Annotated in this window: 16 protein-coding genes and 1 riboswitch; of the genes, 14 read left to right on the top strand and 2 right to left on the bottom strand. The window is 48.1% G+C overall.

Annotation, left to right across the window (positions count from 1 at the left end):
- Positions 1-47: 47 nt before the first annotated feature.
- The 4 genes from COW15_RS06930 (at position 48) to COW15_RS06915 (ending at position 3,954) form a co-directional block, all read left to right on the top strand.
- Positions 48-899: a PfkB family carbohydrate kinase gene (locus tag COW15_RS06930; RefSeq protein WP_293631218.1), complete on the top strand. Its 852-nt coding sequence runs from the start codon at positions 48-50 to the stop codon at positions 897-899.
- 300 nt (positions 900-1,199) lie between these two features.
- Positions 1,200-2,657, top strand: a complete 1,458-nt coding sequence (locus COW15_RS06925; RefSeq protein ID WP_293631216.1) for a diguanylate cyclase — start codon at positions 1,200-1,202, stop codon at positions 2,655-2,657.
- 214 nt (positions 2,658-2,871) lie between these two features.
- Positions 2,872-3,561, top strand: coding sequence for an MOSC domain-containing protein (locus COW15_RS06920; protein WP_293631214.1), 690 nt, complete (start codon positions 2,872-2,874; stop codon positions 3,559-3,561).
- A gap of 36 nt (positions 3,562-3,597) precedes the next feature.
- Positions 3,598-3,954, top strand: a complete 357-nt coding sequence (locus tag COW15_RS06915; protein ID WP_293631212.1) for a DUF4870 domain-containing protein — start codon at positions 3,598-3,600, stop codon at positions 3,952-3,954.
- 73 nt (positions 3,955-4,027) lie between these two features.
- Here COW15_RS06915 and COW15_RS06910 read toward each other — a convergent pair whose 3' ends face one another.
- Positions 4,028-5,944 carry a methyl-accepting chemotaxis protein gene (locus COW15_RS06910; protein ID WP_293631211.1) on the bottom strand — a complete coding sequence of 639 codons (1,917 nt, stop codon included), beginning with the start codon at positions 5,942-5,944 and terminating at the stop codon, positions 4,028-4,030.
- A 305-nt stretch (positions 5,945-6,249) separates the two neighbouring features.
- Positions 6,250-7,899 (bottom strand): electron transfer flavoprotein-ubiquinone oxidoreductase, encoded by a 1,650-nt coding sequence (locus COW15_RS06905; protein WP_293631210.1) that lies wholly within the window; start codon positions 7,897-7,899, stop codon positions 6,250-6,252.
- 248 nt (positions 7,900-8,147) lie between these two features.
- Positions 8,148-8,281, top strand: a riboswitch (molybdenum cofactor riboswitch).
- Between COW15_RS06905 and moaA the strand changes: the two genes are divergently transcribed.
- The 10 genes from moaA (at position 8,269) to COW15_RS06855 (ending at position 16,079) form a co-directional block, all read left to right on the top strand.
- Entirely contained in the window at positions 8,269-9,264 is a 996-nt protein-coding gene (gene moaA, locus COW15_RS06900) for a GTP 3',8-cyclase MoaA (protein ID WP_293631209.1), read from the top strand. Its footprint overlaps the riboswitch before it by 13 nt.
- A 98-nt stretch (positions 9,265-9,362) precedes the next feature.
- Positions 9,363-9,839: a cyclic pyranopterin monophosphate synthase MoaC gene (gene moaC / locus COW15_RS06895; protein WP_006079755.1), complete on the top strand. Its 477-nt coding sequence runs from the start codon at positions 9,363-9,365 to the stop codon at positions 9,837-9,839.
- Positions 9,840-9,862: 23 nt separating this feature from the next.
- The gene (gene moaD / locus COW15_RS06890) at positions 9,863-10,114 is read left to right on the top strand and encodes a molybdopterin synthase sulfur carrier subunit (protein WP_198781372.1); all 252 of its coding nucleotides are present in this window, start codon (positions 9,863-9,865) and stop codon (positions 10,112-10,114) included.
- A 1-nt stretch (position 10,115) separates the two neighbouring features.
- The gene (gene moaE / locus COW15_RS06885; protein WP_293631191.1) at positions 10,116-10,583 is read left to right on the top strand and encodes a molybdopterin synthase catalytic subunit MoaE; all 468 of its coding nucleotides are present in this window, start codon (positions 10,116-10,118) and stop codon (positions 10,581-10,583) included.
- Positions 10,584-10,818: 235 nt separating this feature from the next.
- On the top strand, positions 10,819-11,622 hold the full coding sequence (modA, locus tag COW15_RS06880; RefSeq protein WP_293631190.1) for a molybdate ABC transporter substrate-binding protein: 804 nt from the start codon (positions 10,819-10,821) through the stop codon (positions 11,620-11,622).
- Positions 11,622-12,302, top strand: a complete 681-nt coding sequence (modB, locus tag COW15_RS06875) for a molybdate ABC transporter permease subunit (RefSeq protein WP_293631259.1) — start codon at positions 11,622-11,624, stop codon at positions 12,300-12,302. The genes modA and modB overlap by 1 nt, the downstream gene beginning before the upstream one ends.
- Positions 12,283-13,392 (top strand): ABC transporter ATP-binding protein, encoded by a 1,110-nt coding sequence (locus COW15_RS06870; protein ID WP_293631189.1) that lies wholly within the window; start codon positions 12,283-12,285, stop codon positions 13,390-13,392. Before modB ends, COW15_RS06870 begins: the two co-directional genes overlap by 20 nt.
- Positions 13,393-13,524: 132 nt before the next feature.
- The gene (locus COW15_RS06865; RefSeq protein WP_293631187.1) at positions 13,525-14,046 is read left to right on the top strand and encodes a hypothetical protein; all 522 of its coding nucleotides are present in this window, start codon (positions 13,525-13,527) and stop codon (positions 14,044-14,046) included.
- Between the two features lie 49 nt (positions 14,047-14,095).
- Positions 14,096-14,773: a response regulator transcription factor gene (locus tag COW15_RS06860; RefSeq protein WP_293631185.1), complete on the top strand. Its 678-nt coding sequence runs from the start codon at positions 14,096-14,098 to the stop codon at positions 14,771-14,773.
- A 49-nt stretch (positions 14,774-14,822) separates the two neighbouring features.
- Positions 14,823-16,079: a HAMP domain-containing histidine kinase gene (locus tag COW15_RS06855; RefSeq protein WP_293631258.1), complete on the top strand. Its 1,257-nt coding sequence runs from the start codon at positions 14,823-14,825 to the stop codon at positions 16,077-16,079.
- Positions 16,080-16,082: the final 3 nt, after the last annotated feature.

Here is a 16,082-nt window from a genome sequence, read left to right as displayed (position 1 = left end):
TGTCTCTAAACTGGCGCTTTTCTTTCCACCCTTTCTGGAGCCGTGTAATGGCGAATATTTTGCTGGTTGCCAATCTCAACTGTGATCGAATTTTATTACTTGATAAACCATTAAAAACAGGTGGTCGCTTTCATTATCAAGACGGTGGACAAAGGCTGGGCGGAGGTGGGGCGAATACCGGGCTCGGCCTAGTATGGGCGGGTCATAGGGTCGCACTGGTTAGCCAGGTCGGCCGGGATGAAATGGGGGATTGGGTCATTGCAGAGGCGAGTACGCAAGGGCTCGATTGTCGTTTGGTGCAGCGCCGCCATGGCAATACCTGTGAAATGCTGCTTGTGATGACCCCCGACGGTGAGCGCACTATTATTCGCCCCCAAAGACCGATATTTGAATTATCTGTGCCACCCAAGTGGCAGCAGTGGGATGCACTGTATTTTAATACCTCGGCCGAGGGGGTCGCCAGTTGGGCAAAAACAGCACTAGACCACTGCCTCGTTGTGGCGCAATTAGCTAAGGACGATAGGCCAAGGCCCTGCCATGTGCTATTGGCATCTGCGAGTGATATGCAGGGGCGATGTGAAGCCGCATTCTGGGACTATGGTGTGAGTATTGCTGGGGATTCACTCCGTTACTTTGTGGTTACCGACGGCATTAACGGGGCCAAGGTATATACCCAAGATCAGGTGCAGCATGTCCCCGCGGTTCCCACTAAAGTCGTCGATACCACAGGTGCCGGAGATGCCTATGCGGCAGGATTAATACATAGCTTGTGCCTGGGGCAGACGATTACCCAAGCCATGGCCGAAGGTGCTATCTGGGCGGCGTTTGCGGTGGCGACTGACAGTTCCATTCCTGGGGATGCACTGAAACAGTATTTAGAGACAAAAGAACGGGCTTAAGAGTTGTTATTTAGGGCTTGAGTCATCTTTTTGTCATTTAGGCTTGGTAGATTATTCACAGTGACGAATAGCACTTGTCCCTTAACGTTTTCTGATGCTTTTCTCCCACCTTGTTGTTTCGCATGTTTTGCCCCGTTTCCCCAACGGGGTATTTTTTTACCCAAAAAATGTTATTCCCCCCTAGAACGTTCATATTGCTGAAATGTTGTGCGGCAGTTACATAATTGCGTTAACATTTGTTTAGCTCAAATACTTAAAAAACAATAAGCCGTTCAAAGTATGTCGTCGTTGGAGTTGAGAATGGGCAATCACGTTTGGAATGATAAAAAGAAATTTATTTGGTTGCTGTCGGTATTGTTATTGGCTGCATTTTTGGTCACTAGCGGTATCAGTTACAAAGTTGCCCATGATTCACTCAGTCAGCAAATTGAGAGTAATACCTTACCCCTCACCAGCGATAATATTTACTCAGAAATTCAACAGGATCTGCTGCGTCCCATTTTTATTTCTTCCTTGATGGCCCAGGACACCTTTGTTCGAGATTGGACATTAAACCGCGAACAAGAGCCAGAGAAGCTCATTCGGTATTTGAAGGAAATCCAAGAAAAGTACGGCACTGTGACGAGTTTTTTTGTCTCCGAGCAGAGTCGTAATTATTACCATCCAAAGGGTATTTTAACGCAAATTCAAGATGTTGAACCAAATGACGCTTGGTACTTTAGGGTGCGCTCTTTGCCTGAGGCTGAGCATTATGAGATCAATATTGATGCAGATACGGCGGATCGTACTAAGACAACCGTATTTGTAAACTACAAAGTATTTGATTTTGAAGGTAAGTTTATTGGTGTTACTGGTGTTGGATTAGCGGTAGAGAAGGTCAAGTCACTGATTGAGCTGTATCAAAAACGTTATAATCGGCGGGTTTTTTTTACCGATAGACAGGGCAATGTGACTCTACATGGCGATGAATATGATGGTGCCGCTTCATTGCAAACCAGTGCTGGCCTCGACACCTTAGCGACGCGTATTTTGACTAGCCCGAGTGCGGCTTTTAGTTATCATAAAAATGATAAAACCATCTATTTGAATAGCCGCTTAGTCCCTGAGTTTAAATGGTATTTAATTGTTGAGCAGGAAGAAGCCCCGCAGGAACAAGAACTCCTTAATACCTTCTGGGGCAATTTGGCGCTGAGCCTAGTGGTAACTATTGGCATTCTATTTATCTCCAATATGACCTTGGGCCGCTACCAACGTAAGTTGGAGATCATGGCATCGACGGATAAACTCACTGGTGCCGCTAACCGCCAAGTGTTTGAAGAGTATTGTCATCGCGCATTGGAGAAAGCCAAGTCGGATCAAGCCACCCTATCTATCTTGTTGCTCGACATAGATCACTTTAAAAAAGTGAATGATAACTACGGACATAGTATTGGCGACCTCGTATTGAAAACCGTATGCAATCTATTGCGCGGCCAACTTAAGGAGCAAGATGTGTTGTGCCGTTGGGGAGGGGAGGAGTTTTTAATCCTAGTGCCAGAAATGGACTTAAGTCGAGCGGCGGAACTTGCCGAACGGATTTGTCGGACGATTTCTCAACGGGAGCTTAAGGTTAACGGGATTCACATCTCTATTACGGCCAGTATCGGCGTAGCGGAATTTCAGGAGCAGGAACCCGTAGAAGATTTAATTAAACGAGCCGATTTAGCCTTATATCAAGCAAAAGAGGCGGGGCGTAATCAAGTTGTGTTAAATCACTAAATTATTGAACTTAAATGTTTTACTATGAGGTTTCGCATGCGGGGACATCTGCTTTTTTCACAATAAGCTTCCCAGAGAATGCCAAGGTTTTGCTCGCCCGATCGAGGGATTTACAATTTTAAGTGGCTATTTAGTCTGGCCTTAGTTGCTGGTGTGTGCTGAAGTGTCATCGGGTGTATTAATGTCTCGTCAGCCATTGAGAGGGGAGTTACCGATGTTGTTGGTAAACAAGTTATCTGGATTGTATTCAGGGTCAAATATCCAAGAAATTGAAGGGATTTCAACAGGGATTAACGGTAAGCAGGCAACAGAACAACTGATAGTACATCTCGACCATGTCGAAGGAGATACCCAGGCCGATCCTAAACACCATGGCGGACTCGACCGGGTGCTGCATCATTTCCCCCGTGAACACTATGGTCAGTATCGCCGTTGGGATTTAATTACTCGGTTCGAAGATGCCCCCTGTATGGGGGAAAACATCAGCACAGTAGGGCTCAATGAAACCCAAGTGAATATTGGTGATGTCCTGCAGATTGGTCAGGTAACAGTGCAGGTCACTCAGCCCCGTTCACCCTGTTTTAAGTTAAACCTGCAATTTGGTCACAGGGATTTCGCCTTGGCTATGCAGCAAAGCCAATTATGCGGCTGGTTCTACCGTGTACTCACCCCTGGAGTCATTCAGTTACAGGATAAAATTGAATTGCTTGAGCGTCGAACCGATATCTGTGTAGCCGAGGCTATGTCACTCTATTTCTCCTCCCACTTTGATGCTAGTGCCTATGATCGACTCGCCTCCTGCGAAGGTTTAGCACAGAGCTGGGTTAATAGTCTGCAGCGCCGTTTAACAACCCAAAGGGTCGAAGATTGGCAGATGCGTTTATATGGGCCAAGTGGTAAATAAGTATTTATATTCAAATGATAAAACAGGGATGACGTTATGATTGAACCTGTGACAAAAAGTGATAAAGATTTTGGCTTACTGGTATACGCCTCAAGCTTTGTTGGATACCTAGTGCCGCTGGGCTCGATTCTTGGTCCTTTGATTATCTGGCTGATGAAGCGTGAAGAGTCCGCATTTGTCGATCGATGTGGCCGTAGTTGTTTGAACTTTAAGCTGAGTTTGCTGATCTATGTGATTATCAGTATCGTGCTAGCGTTTATTGGCATTGGGTTTATCTTATTAATTGCGCTCGCTATTTTGGATCTTGTGTGCACAGTGCTTGGGATCATTAAAGCCAGTGAGGGTAAGGTATATAAATATCCATTAACGATTAAATTTATTGCTATGGATTAAGCATTCGCGAAAATAAAGAAAAACGCCTTAGATATTTCCATCTAAGGCGTTTTTTATGGGCTGGAATCAAGTGTTACACCTTAAACTTAGCCACTAAGGTATCTAAGCGGTGGGCTAACTGATTCAGGGCAAGACTCGCCTGCGCTGCGGCTTGGGCCGTGTTGGCGGTGCGTTGGGTGATATCGTTAATTTCAGTCACATTACGGTTGATATCCTCCACTACTGTCGATTGTTCTTCCGTTGCGGCGGCCACTTGAATGTTCATATCGCTGATTAAACCTATGCGATCACTAATACCGACTAAGGATTGACTGGCTTCATCGACGGCAGCGACCCCCTCATGGGAGCGAGTACGGCTCTGTGCCATTGCCGCTACGGCGCGACTCGCCTCAGACTGCAGTTTGTCTATCATTCCTTGCACTTCGTTGGTCGATGCCGCAGTACGTGATGCTAAGTTGCGCACTTCATCGGCCACAACGGCAAAACCGCGTCCCGCTTCACCGGCGCGGGCGGCTTCAATAGCAGCATTTAGCGCCAACAGATTCGTTTGTTCGGAAATGGCGCGGATCACATCTAAAATCCCCCCAATGGACTTAGTGTGAGTCGCAAGGGATTCAATTACTTCACCGACCTGTTCCACATCCTTAGACAATTGATTAATGGTATCGCGGGCGCGGGTGACGACTACTTGTCCGCTGCTGGATTCGGTATCGGCATCTTTAGCGGCAACCGCAGCTTGGGCGGCATTGCTGGCGATTTCATTGACCGTTGCCCCCATCTCATTGATGGCGGTGACCACCATCATAGTGCGATCTTTCTGCTCGTGGCTGTCTTCTAAGGTTTGCTGCGCTTGATTTGATACATCCTTCGCCGAAAACCCGAGTTGTTCACTGGTTTGCGCTACCTCAATCACCGATTCTTGGATCTTGCTGATAAAGCTGTTAAATCCTTGAGCTAACTGCGCAATTTCATCTTCGCCATTGACGGGTAAGCGTTGACGCAGATCACCTTCACCTTCACCAATATCACGGAACATGGTAGCGACCTGGGCAATAGGGCGGCTGACCGAGCCTGCGACCACAATCGCCAGCATAATAAAGCCAGCGGCAATAATCAGGGTCCAAATAAGGATCTGGTAGGCGGCATCTTTTAGTAACGCAAATACCTCAGCCTCTGGGACTTGGGCGACCAAGTACCAATCCATTGAAGGAATATAGCTACTGGCCACAAAGGTATTTTCGCCATTGATCTCTAGATCGATTAAATTGAAATCGCCACGATTCAGCAATGAACTTGAGTTGGCGCCTGAGTACAAACTGCTGAGGCTGCTGTTACCTATCTGCTGTGGATCGGGGTGGAGTTTCACTTCGCCCTTAGCATCGACCAAGTAAACAAACCCCGTATCTTCAATTTTAAAAGAACCGAGTAAACGCACCATATCATCGAGGGATTTGGCGAGGCCGACTAAGCCACGACCATTGGGTTGCTGGTAGTTGATAAAGAGTTTTACCTCACCATTAGCTTCGGTAAACACGTTCAACATGCGTTCTTGGCCACTATCTCGATAGCCAAAAAACCAGCCATCCTGTGCGGGGGTGAGCACGCGCAAAAAACCGTCCTGAGTGTAATAGGCGGCGGTTTGCCTATCGGCATAGGAGGCTTGGGCCAATTTATATTGACGGGTGATGTCCTTTAATTGGGCTATCACTTGGGGCTCTTGCTCCTGCGGGCGATCGTTTTCGAGCCATTGCAGCAGCATACGGCTGTTAGCGAGTTGCTCCGCCGCGTTCATTAAGCTGGAGATATCCAACTCAATTTTATTACGTATTTGCATCATTAAGCTGGGCATTTCCGACCCGAGCATACGTTGTTGTACGACACTTTTTGCGCTGTTTTGGCTCAATACGCCGACGAGTATGGTCGACAGTAGCACTGCAAATGTCACGGTCAGCAGGATCTTCTGTTTGATGGTGAGGTTATTCAATATCATAAATATCAATATGCCTGTGTTGGACGTTTGGAAATATCGGTCGACGCACTCTTGTACAATAGTGGTTATCGGACAGGAATGTTAAAAGTTAACCTTAGTCTAGGTCGGTTGCCGAATAAAACAGCGTATCAAGACATTTATTTGGCCTAACCCGTTGGTCTTGCGGTAGATCTAATTATGTAGAGTATAGATGGAAATGAGTTGCTGATTGAACGCATGTGATTTTTATGGCGCAATTGTGACCAAAACGTATCTTTTAAGCAAGCAAAAGTAAGGCGCTCATTTGAGCGCCTTATTCGTTTAGATTACATATTCGGATAGTTTGGTCCGCCGCCGCCCTCAGGTGTTACCCAAGTGATGTTTTGACTGGGGTCCTTAATGTCGCAGGTTTTGCAGTGAATACAGTTTTGCGCATTGATCACAAACTTAGGTTGACCCGCTTCTTCGACGATCTCATATACCCCAGCTGGGCAGTAGCGCTGTGCAGGTTCATTATACTGAGTCAGATTAATACCCAGTGGAATGCTGCTGTCTTTGAGGCGCAAATGGCAGGGTTGATCCTCCTCGTGGAAAGTGCTCGACAGGTAGACGGAAGACAGTTTGTCGAAGCTTAACTTGCCATCGGGTTTTGGGTAATCAATTTTGCTGTAAGCACTCACTGGCGCCATTTGTGCGTAATCAGGGTGTTCATCACGCAATGTGATAGGGAATTTACCCCCAAACCAGTTTTGATCTATATAGTTGAAGGCGCCACCGAGCAAAGTGCCAAACTTGTGCATTGCTGGGCCAAAGTTGCGGGATTTATACAGCTCTTCATGTAACCAGCTTTCTTCGAAGTGGGTTTGGTAACAGTCGAGATCTTTACCGCCCTCAACACCCGCCATCATGGCTTTGGCTAAGGTTTCCGCCGCAACGATACCGCTCTTCATCGCGGTGTGGGTGCCTTTGATTTTGGCAAAGTTTAAGGTACCCGCATTGCAACCTATGATAAGACCTCCGGGGAAACTCATCTTAGGTAATGAGTTTAAACCGCCCTTAGTAATAGCGCGGGCGCCATAGCTTAAACGCTCACCACCGGTCAGATATTTCGCGATCACAGGGTGGGTTTTATAGCGCTGGAACTCATCGAAGGGGCTTAAGTGTGGATTTTTATAATTCAAATCAATAATCAGTCCGACCGCAATCTGGTTGTCTTCCATATGGTAGAGGAAACCACCGCCGGAGGCGCCATCGGTTAATGGCCATCCACCTGTGTGCACGACTTTGCCTTGCTCGTGCTGCTCGGCGGGGACTTTCCAAATTTCTTTAAAGCCAAGACCGTAATGTTGGGGTGTTTTACCGTTATCTAGATGGTATTTTTCGATAAGTTGTTTGCCTAAATGGCCGCGGCAACCCTCGGAGAATACGGTATATTTAGCGTGCAGTTCCATGCCTGGCATGTAACTGTCTTTAGGCTCACCATCGGCGCCGACGCCCATATCGCCAATTAAAATGCCTTTAACGCTATTATCGTCGTTAAATAGCAGTTCGCTCGCGGCAAAGCCGGGGAAAATTTCGACACCCAGTTCTTCGGCACGATTAGCAAGCCAACGGGACAAATTGCCAACGCTGATAATGTAATTGCCTTCGTTGTGCATGGTTTTTGGCACGAGGGCATTCGGCATGGCTCGGCCTTCTGTGGCGGAGCTGAGCAGGTAGATTTCATCCTGGGTGACAGCGGTTTTCACTGGGGCATCTTTTTCACGCCAGTCGCTGAACAGTTCATCTAGCACCTTAGGTTCGAAGACTGCGCCCGATAGAATATGCGCGCCCACTTCGGAGCCTTTTTCTACCACACAGACAGTGATTTCTTTACCTGAATCCTGTGATATTTGCATTAATCGACACGCAGTAGCCAAGCCTGCAGGCCCTGCACCGACGATAACAACATCGAATTCCATTGATTCGCGTTCCATCAGTTCACCTCTTCCTTCGCGTTTCCCCGATTTTTATCGGGTGTTGTAGTTTGTAAACGGGCGTTTTATTGCTAATACCCACCTTACCTGAAAATAGGCCAAGGGCACAGTGGATAAACCTACTGTTTAGTCTAAATGAATACAAAACTTTGGGTGAGCACTGTCACAGATTATTCACGCCAAGGGGAACTCGGCTAATAAATACCTGTTTAGGGGTATAGCTAGGGACAACTTTCGGCCTATAATCACGGCTGACGGTTCTCCGAGCTTGCCGGCCTAAGTCAATTGATATGGCGGTGTAGCCGTGGTAATAATGCCACCGGGGTGAGTAAAGAAATGCTCTCACCTCCCACACTTGGAAAGGTGATCATGTCTCAATTACAAGACAGTTTTGGTCGAAAATTTCACTATTTACGGATGTCGGTTACAGACGTCTGCAACTTTAAATGTAGCTATTGCCTCCCCGATGGTTACCACCCCGATGGTTACCACCCCAATGGTAAGCCACAATTCTTATCTCTCAATGAGATAGAAAACTTAGTTTCCGCATTTAGCCAAGTGGGCACCCAAAAAATCCGCATTACCGGTGGCGAGCCTACGCTGCGCAAAGACTTTACCGACATTATTCGCGTCGTCGCTGATAATCCGCGCATTCATACCATTGCGACGACCACCAACGGCTATAGACTCGAAAAACATGCCAAAGAGTGGTTTGATGCCGGGTTACGACGTATCAATGTCTCGGTGGATAGCTTAGATCCTAAGATGTTTTATCAAATCACAGGTGAGAACAAGTTTGACGAAGTGATGCGGGGTATTGATGCCGCATTGTCGGCGGGTTTTGAGCGGGTAAAAATCAATGCCGTACTGCTTAAAGGTTTAAACGATAAAGATTTGCCGCGATTTTTACACTGGATTAAACACACGCCAATCGACCTGCGGTTTATCGAATTGATGGAGACAGGTTTAGGCCGCGAGTATTTTCAGGCCCATCATCTAGCGGGTGCCGATATCAAGGCGCAGTTATTGGCGGACGGTTGGCAATTCGATGCCCCAAGCGCCTCCGATGGTCCAGCCCAAAATTTCAGCCACAGTGATTATAAGGGCCGCATTGGTTTGATTATGCCCTATGCCAATAATTTCTGTGCTACTTGTAACCGTTTGCGTGTATCGGCAAAGGGCAAATTGCATTTATGCCTCTTTACCGAGTTCGGTGTCGATTTGCGTGATCTACTGCAACATCCTGATCAACAAGCGGAATTAATTGAGCGCTTACACGGTCAGTTAGCCCAGAAGAAAGAAACCCATTATCTGCACCAAGGCATTACTGGGGTGACCCAACATCTTGCCTCTATTGGTGGCTAGGCGGATTTGCTCGCCTTAGCAATAATGTTGGCTTGAGCACTGCTAGCTGCCCCCTTTCCCCGCGCCTTGATTAGGCTTCATTTTAAAGGAACGCTTTAATGAGCAATGTATTTACCCATATCAATGCCGATGGCAATGCCCATATGGTCGATGTGACCGAAAAGGCCGTCACCGAGCGTGAAGCCCGCGCCGAAGCTTTTATCGAGATGGCGAGCACGACACTTGAGATGATCATGAGTGGCAGCCACCACAAGGGTGATGTGTTTGCCACCGCGCGGATCGCGGGAATTCAAGCGGCGAAAAAGACCTCAGATCTGATCCCTTTATGCCATCCACTGATGTTGACTAAGGTCGAGGTCGATTTAGAGGCGCAGCCCGAACATAACCGCGTGCGGATCACTAGCTTATGTAAATTATCCGGCAAAACTGGGGTTGAAATGGAGGCCCTCACTGCGGCCTCTGTGGCGGCACTCACTATTTACGATATGTGCAAAGCCGTGCAAAAAGATATGGTGATTTCCCAGGTTCGCCTGTTGGAAAAGCGCGGCGGTAAGTCTGGGCATTTTAAGGTTTAGCGGATCAAAAACGAGGGAAGATTATGATTAACGTGTTGTTTTTTGCCCAAGTTCGAGAGTTGTTGGGCACGGCCAAGTTAAGCATTGAGGCTAATGAGCAGATGCAAACCGCCGAGACATTACGCGCTGCGCTAGCGGCAACCGATGAAAAGTGGGCCAAGGTATTAACCTCAGATAAGTTGCTGGTCGCGGTCAACCAAACCATTAGCCAATGGGATGCGCCCGTTAAAGACGGTGATGAAGTGGCCTTTTTCCCACCCGTTACAGGGGGTTGATATGCGTCTGTTACCCGCAGTTCGAGTGCAAGAGGTCGATTTTAGTGTTTCTGACGAATATCGCCAGTTAGCCCAAGACAATAGCGATGGTGCAGTCGTGACCTTTATTGGCAAGGTACGTGATTTTAACGATGGTGCCACAGTCACCGACCTCACCCTAGAGCATTATCCCGGCATGACCGAAGCCGTGCTGGAGCAAATCGTCACCGAGGCGCGTAGCCGCTGGCCGCTTAACAAAGTCACTGTCATCCACCGTGTCGGCACTATGGCTCTGGGTGAGCAAATTGTGTTTATCGGCGTGACGAGCGCCCATCGCAAAGCCGCCTTTGCCGCCTGTGAGTTTTTAATCGACTTTTTAAAAACCAAGGCGCCATTCTGGAAACTAGAAGCGGGTGAGCAAGGTAAAAATTGGGTTGAAGCAAAGGATGCCGATGAACAGGCGGCTAAGTTGTGGCAACACAAAGGCTAAATAACTGTTCTTAATTATGCTACATCGCAGGGTATCGCACGCAGACACGCCATTAACTCTTCCTTGAGGGTTCCACCGCGCCATTCATGGCGCAGAGGGCTGGCTTACCGATACCGTGCTTGTCACTATGAAGTGACTGACGATTCAAAACGGCCATTTAGCCGTGCGATAACGATACTCGTAGTGGCAACTAGCCAGTTCACAAACCGCGCGAATATTGCACTAAGGTGACCCAATGTCGAGTTTGACCCGTTTTTTCCATACCTTTGGTTTTGCAGTACTGTTTTGCTTAGCTGTCCTGCCATTGTCCAGTCGTGCGGCGGAGAAGTCTGCTATTCCTGCCATTGCCGCCGCCTCGGATTTGCGTTTTGCCTTGGATGACATTAGCCAAAAATTTACCCATGATACTGGGCTAAAAGTAAAAATTTCCTATGGGTCATCGGGCAACTTTGCCACTCAAATCCAAAATGGTGCCCCCTATGAATTGTTTTTATCCGCGGATGAAAAATATATTCAGCAGCTACATAAAGCGGGTGTCGCCCGTGATGCCGGCGTGCTTTACGCCCAAGGGCAACTCGCCATTGTTGCACCTAAGGCGGGCAGTCTGTCGCTTGACCCTGAGTTAAAGGGATTAGCACAAGCACTTAAGGCTGGGGAAATCAGCCGTTTTGCCATCGCCAATCCTGACCATGCTCCCTATGGTGAGAGGGCGAAGGAAGCGTTGCAGTCAGTGCAGTTGTGGGAGGCGATTCAACCTAAATTGATCCTCGGGGAAAACGTGTCCCAAGCGGGTCAGTTTGCGATCAGCGGTTCAACCCAGGGCGGGATTATTGCGCTGTCTTTAGCTATGTCTCCTCAGTTTGCGAGCCATAGCCGATACGCGATAGTGCCAGCCACAATGCATAGCCCATTGTTTCAGCGTATGGTATTAATGGTGAGTGCGGGTGACACCGCCGAGCGTTTCTATGACTATTTACAAACAGATAATGCTCGCCATATTTTGGCCGATTATGGTTTCTCACTGCCAGAGCAACCATGATGGATTGGCAGGCACTCTGGTTATCGGTCAAGCTGAGTGGGATTACGGTTTTAGTGCTGATCCCCTTAGCCATTCTCGCCGGGCGAGCCTTGGCCTATCGTCAGTTTGTCGGTAAGTCTTGGGTTGAGGCGCTGATTATGGTGCCCTTAGTGTTACCACCGACCGTGATTGGCTATTACCTGCTGGTGGGGCTGGGTAGCCAGAGTTGGCTTGGTCAATGGATTGAGCAAGTCATCGGTCAGCAACTTGTATTTCACTTTTCCGGGCTGGTTATCGCCTCCGTTTTAGTCAATATCCCCTTTGCGGTGCAGCCTATTCAGCGGGCCTTTGAAACTGTCCCCCACGATGTCCGTGACGCTGCCGCATGTTGTGGCATGGGTCGAATTAAAATTCTGCTTAAAATTGAATTACCTATGGTATGGCCGGGCGTGTTAACCGCACTAGTCTTGTGTTTCTCCCATGTGCTAGGCGAGTTTGGCGTCGTGCTGATGATGGGTGGCAATATCGCTGGCGAGACTAAGACGATTTCAATTGCAATTTATGACAGTGTGCAGTCATTTGATTTTAATGCCGCCGGTACTATGTCATTAGTATTATTGCTGTTTGCCGTTACAGCCTTGGCATTGACGACCAGTTTGTCCCGACGTTTAGGAGGTCAGCGTGGCACAAATCATCGCTGATCTGCATTGCCAGATCCAAAACGATAATCACATAAAACTCAATGCCGATTTTTGCTGCAAGGCGGGTGAGGTGCTTGCCGTCGTGGGGCCTTCTGGTGGCGGTAAAACCACGCTGCTGAGGATGATCGCCGGGCTAAACCATCCGGATGCGGGCCAAATCCATTTTGGCGAACAGCCTTGGTTTGATGACAAAGCGCGTATCGCCTTGAGCCCGCAGCAACGCCATATAGGTTATATGCCGCAGCATTTTGGGTTATTTCCTAATCTGACTGCCCTAGAAAATGTGGTCGCTGGGCTCGATCATATTCCTAAGTCTGAACGGATTACGCGGGCTAAGGATTGGTTAGAGCGAGTGAATTTGCATGGATTACCCGATAGATTGCCGGCGCATTTATCCGGTGGCCAGCGCCAACGGGTTGCACTGGCGAGGGCGTTGGCCCGAGAGCCTTCCGTTTTATTGCTGGATGAGCCATTTTCTGCGGTAGATAGGGAAACCCGTGAGCGTTTATACCTCGAATTGGCTCGCCTTAAAGAGCAGTTACTCTGCCCCGTGATTATGGTCACCCACGATTTAAATGAGGCCCTATTGCTGGCGGATACTATGATGTTGATCAGTCAAGGACAGATGCTACAGCAGGGGGCCCCCTTTGAGGTGTTATCGCGGCCACGTAACGAGGCAGTGGCGCGGCAGATGGGGCTGAGGAATATTTTCGATGGTGAAGTGGTGTTTCAAGACAGCACAAAAGACCTCACTTGGCTTAAGTGTGGTGAGCAATTGATCGCCTGTGACTTTGGTAAAGATCGCCCCGTCGGATCACGGGTTCGTTGGGTGATCCCCAATCAGGGCATACGATTTAATTCGATTTCTAATGGTCGTTTATGCCGCAGTTTTAATAAGTTAGATATTACCATTGACGCCTTGCTCGTAATGGGAGAGTCGGTACGGCTCCTCTGTTATGTCACAGGCACCCAGCTACAGTTACATACCGAAATATCACTTCACCTCGCCCAAAAGCTTGCCCTAAAAAAGGGAATGCAGACCACTGTGGCACTGAAATCCGAGCAAATTCATATCTTAGAGCCGCTTTGATCCTTAGATGATCAAAGCTTAATCTTGTTTCCATCGGTGTTTTAGTCGACATTGGGTAGACTTACCCATCCCATCGACATCTAACTGATTGTCTCATAAGATACAAACATAGCTGATTTATATGGAGGAGCCATGAGACTATGGTTGCTAGGACTCATTTTGGTATCTGGGGTGGCATCCGCCGCCCAGAGCCTGTATTCGATGTTAGCCGGTGGGGATTATCGGCCACCGCTGAGTGTTATGCAGCAGGTTGAAAAGGATTTTCAAGGGGTGATTACCGAGTTTGAAATGGAAATGCAAGAGGGCGAGTTAGTCTACAAACTTGAGTTAATTAATCCGTTAGCTAACGCTATTACTCGGTTCGAATACCGTGCCCGCGATGGTAAGTTATTAAAGCAAAAGGCGGCTAAAGTGACAGCGGATGAGCTAAGTGAAGTCGAGGCAACTCGGCTCATTACGGCTAAGCATCAAACATTTTCAGGCCTTATTGCGATGGCGACTAAGGATCACAATGGTTTTTTGACCGATGCAAAATTAGATCACGACTTAGGTATCAGTTACTTAGAGCTTAAGTTGTTAGATGATACCGGTAAGTATAAATTGGCATTCGACGTGGAAAATTTACGGCAGCTACCTTTACTCAAGTGGGATTGAAGCTTGTAGAGCCAAGGACTAAGTGAAGATTGAGGAGCGCAACGTATAAATGAAAATACTTTTAGTTGAAGATGATGCGACAACGATTGACTACATAGTCAAAGGGTTTCTCGAGCAGGGACATAATATTGAAACCGCCAGTGACGGTCATCAAGGGCTGTTGCAGGCCACAAGCAGTCAATACGATTTACTGATCCTCGACCGTATGTTGCCACAACTCGACGGGTTAAAACTGCTTGCCGCCTTGAGGGCGACGGGGGATCAGACTCCAGTGCTGATTTTATCGGCATTGGCCCATGTGGATGAGCGGGTGAAGGGCTTGCGTGCCGGAGGCGATGACTATATGACTAAGCCATTTGCCTTCTCCGAGCTATTGGTGCGCGCCGAGAAATTAATGCAACGTGGCCAATCGGCCCCAGTCACGACGGATTTAGTCGTTGGCGGCTTAAAGATGGAGTTGCTGACACGCAACGTCACCTTAGACGGGCAGGATCTTATGTTGCAGCCAAAGGAGTTTCAGCTACTTAAGTATCTGATGGAACACGCGAATCAAGTGATTAGCCGCACCTTATTGTTCGAAGCAGTGTGGGATTATCACTTCGATCCTCGCACTAATGTGATCGATGTGCATATCGCCAAATTGCGCCGAAAATTTGAAGAGCTAGGCCACGGTGAATTGATTGAAACCGTGAGGGGGGCGGGTTATCGCTTACGACAAAGGCATTAAGCCTTACCAGAGTAGCGCCTGGCGCATCACGATAGTGTTTTCCACCTTAGTGACTGTGATCATAGGCGCTTTGCTATTTGTTCTCTATCGCCAATTGATTATCGAACAACAATATCAAGTGACTCAATATCTTGAGTCAGAAACCCAGCGCTACCAACACTTAGCCCGCACGGTTGATCGCCGCAGTTTTGCCGCCCAGATCCGCGCCGCCGATCCCCAAACCGCCCTGATTGCTTGGCGCAATAGTTATGATATGGTCGGCGCCCTGAGTTTTATGCCCGAAGACATGCCTATGTTGCCACAGACCCGGGATTTCCCCATTTTAACGGGTGGGCCAGATAAGTTACATATTCTGACGGGGGGCCTAGTGATGACACGCTACGGCCCAGTGCTTATTGCTACTCGTACCGACAACTTAGCGACATTGATCGATAAGTTTATCAGCGCCGCCGCAACCGCAGTGATGTTGACTATTATCTTGACGTTAGCGCTGGGCTATTTGTTTTCTAAGGCGATTTTGCGCAGATTAGTGCAGTACAACCGCTTGAGTGAGCAAATTGAACGTGGCCACTACGATACCCGTTTACCCTTAAGTTGGCGTCAGGATGAATTCGATATGTTGGCACTGCAGTTTAATAAGGTGCTGGATATCCTCGAGAATAATCTAATGGCGGTGCGCGGCGCGACCGACAACATTGCCCACGATTTACGTACTCCGCTATCCCATATCCGCATTGGCCTCGAAGAGCTAGCCTCGAAGTCGACTGACGAGGTCAGTGAAGATTGCGCGATCTTGACTGAGGAGCTAGACCACTGTTTGGCGACCTTCGATGCCATGTTATCCTTGACTCGAATTGAGGAGGGGCAGCAAACCTTAGATCTGCAGAAATTGAGTTTGGCGCAACTCTGCACCGATCTATTGGAAATGGCCGATGCTGTCGCTGAGTCTAATGGACAAACCCTGAGCCTGTCCCTGCTCAGTGATCATATTATTCATGGTGATAAATACTTACTATTCCAAGCCTTATATAATCTTGTGGATAATGCGATGAAATATTCTGGGCAGGGTGCGCGGATCGATATCATCCAGTCTGGCCCACAAGTCCAGATCTGCGATAATGGCCCAGGTATTCCCGATGAGAGCAAGGAAAGAGTGTTCGAGCGCTTAGTGCGGCTCGATCCTAGTCGCCATCTTCAAGGTACGGGATTGGGATTATCTATGGTCAAAGCGATTCTCTCGCGGCACAATGCCAAAATTAATCTTACGGATAATCATCCCGGCTTAGTGGTCACTATTAAGTTTTAAGTC

Origin of the sequence: Shewanella sp. CG12_big_fil_rev_8_21_14_0_65_47_15 (assembly GCF_002783505.1) — a bacterium.
GTDB lineage: Bacteria > Pseudomonadota > Gammaproteobacteria > Enterobacterales > Shewanellaceae > Shewanella.
Note: the sequence above shows the minus strand (reverse complement) of the source record. Positions and strands in the feature narration are given on the sequence as shown.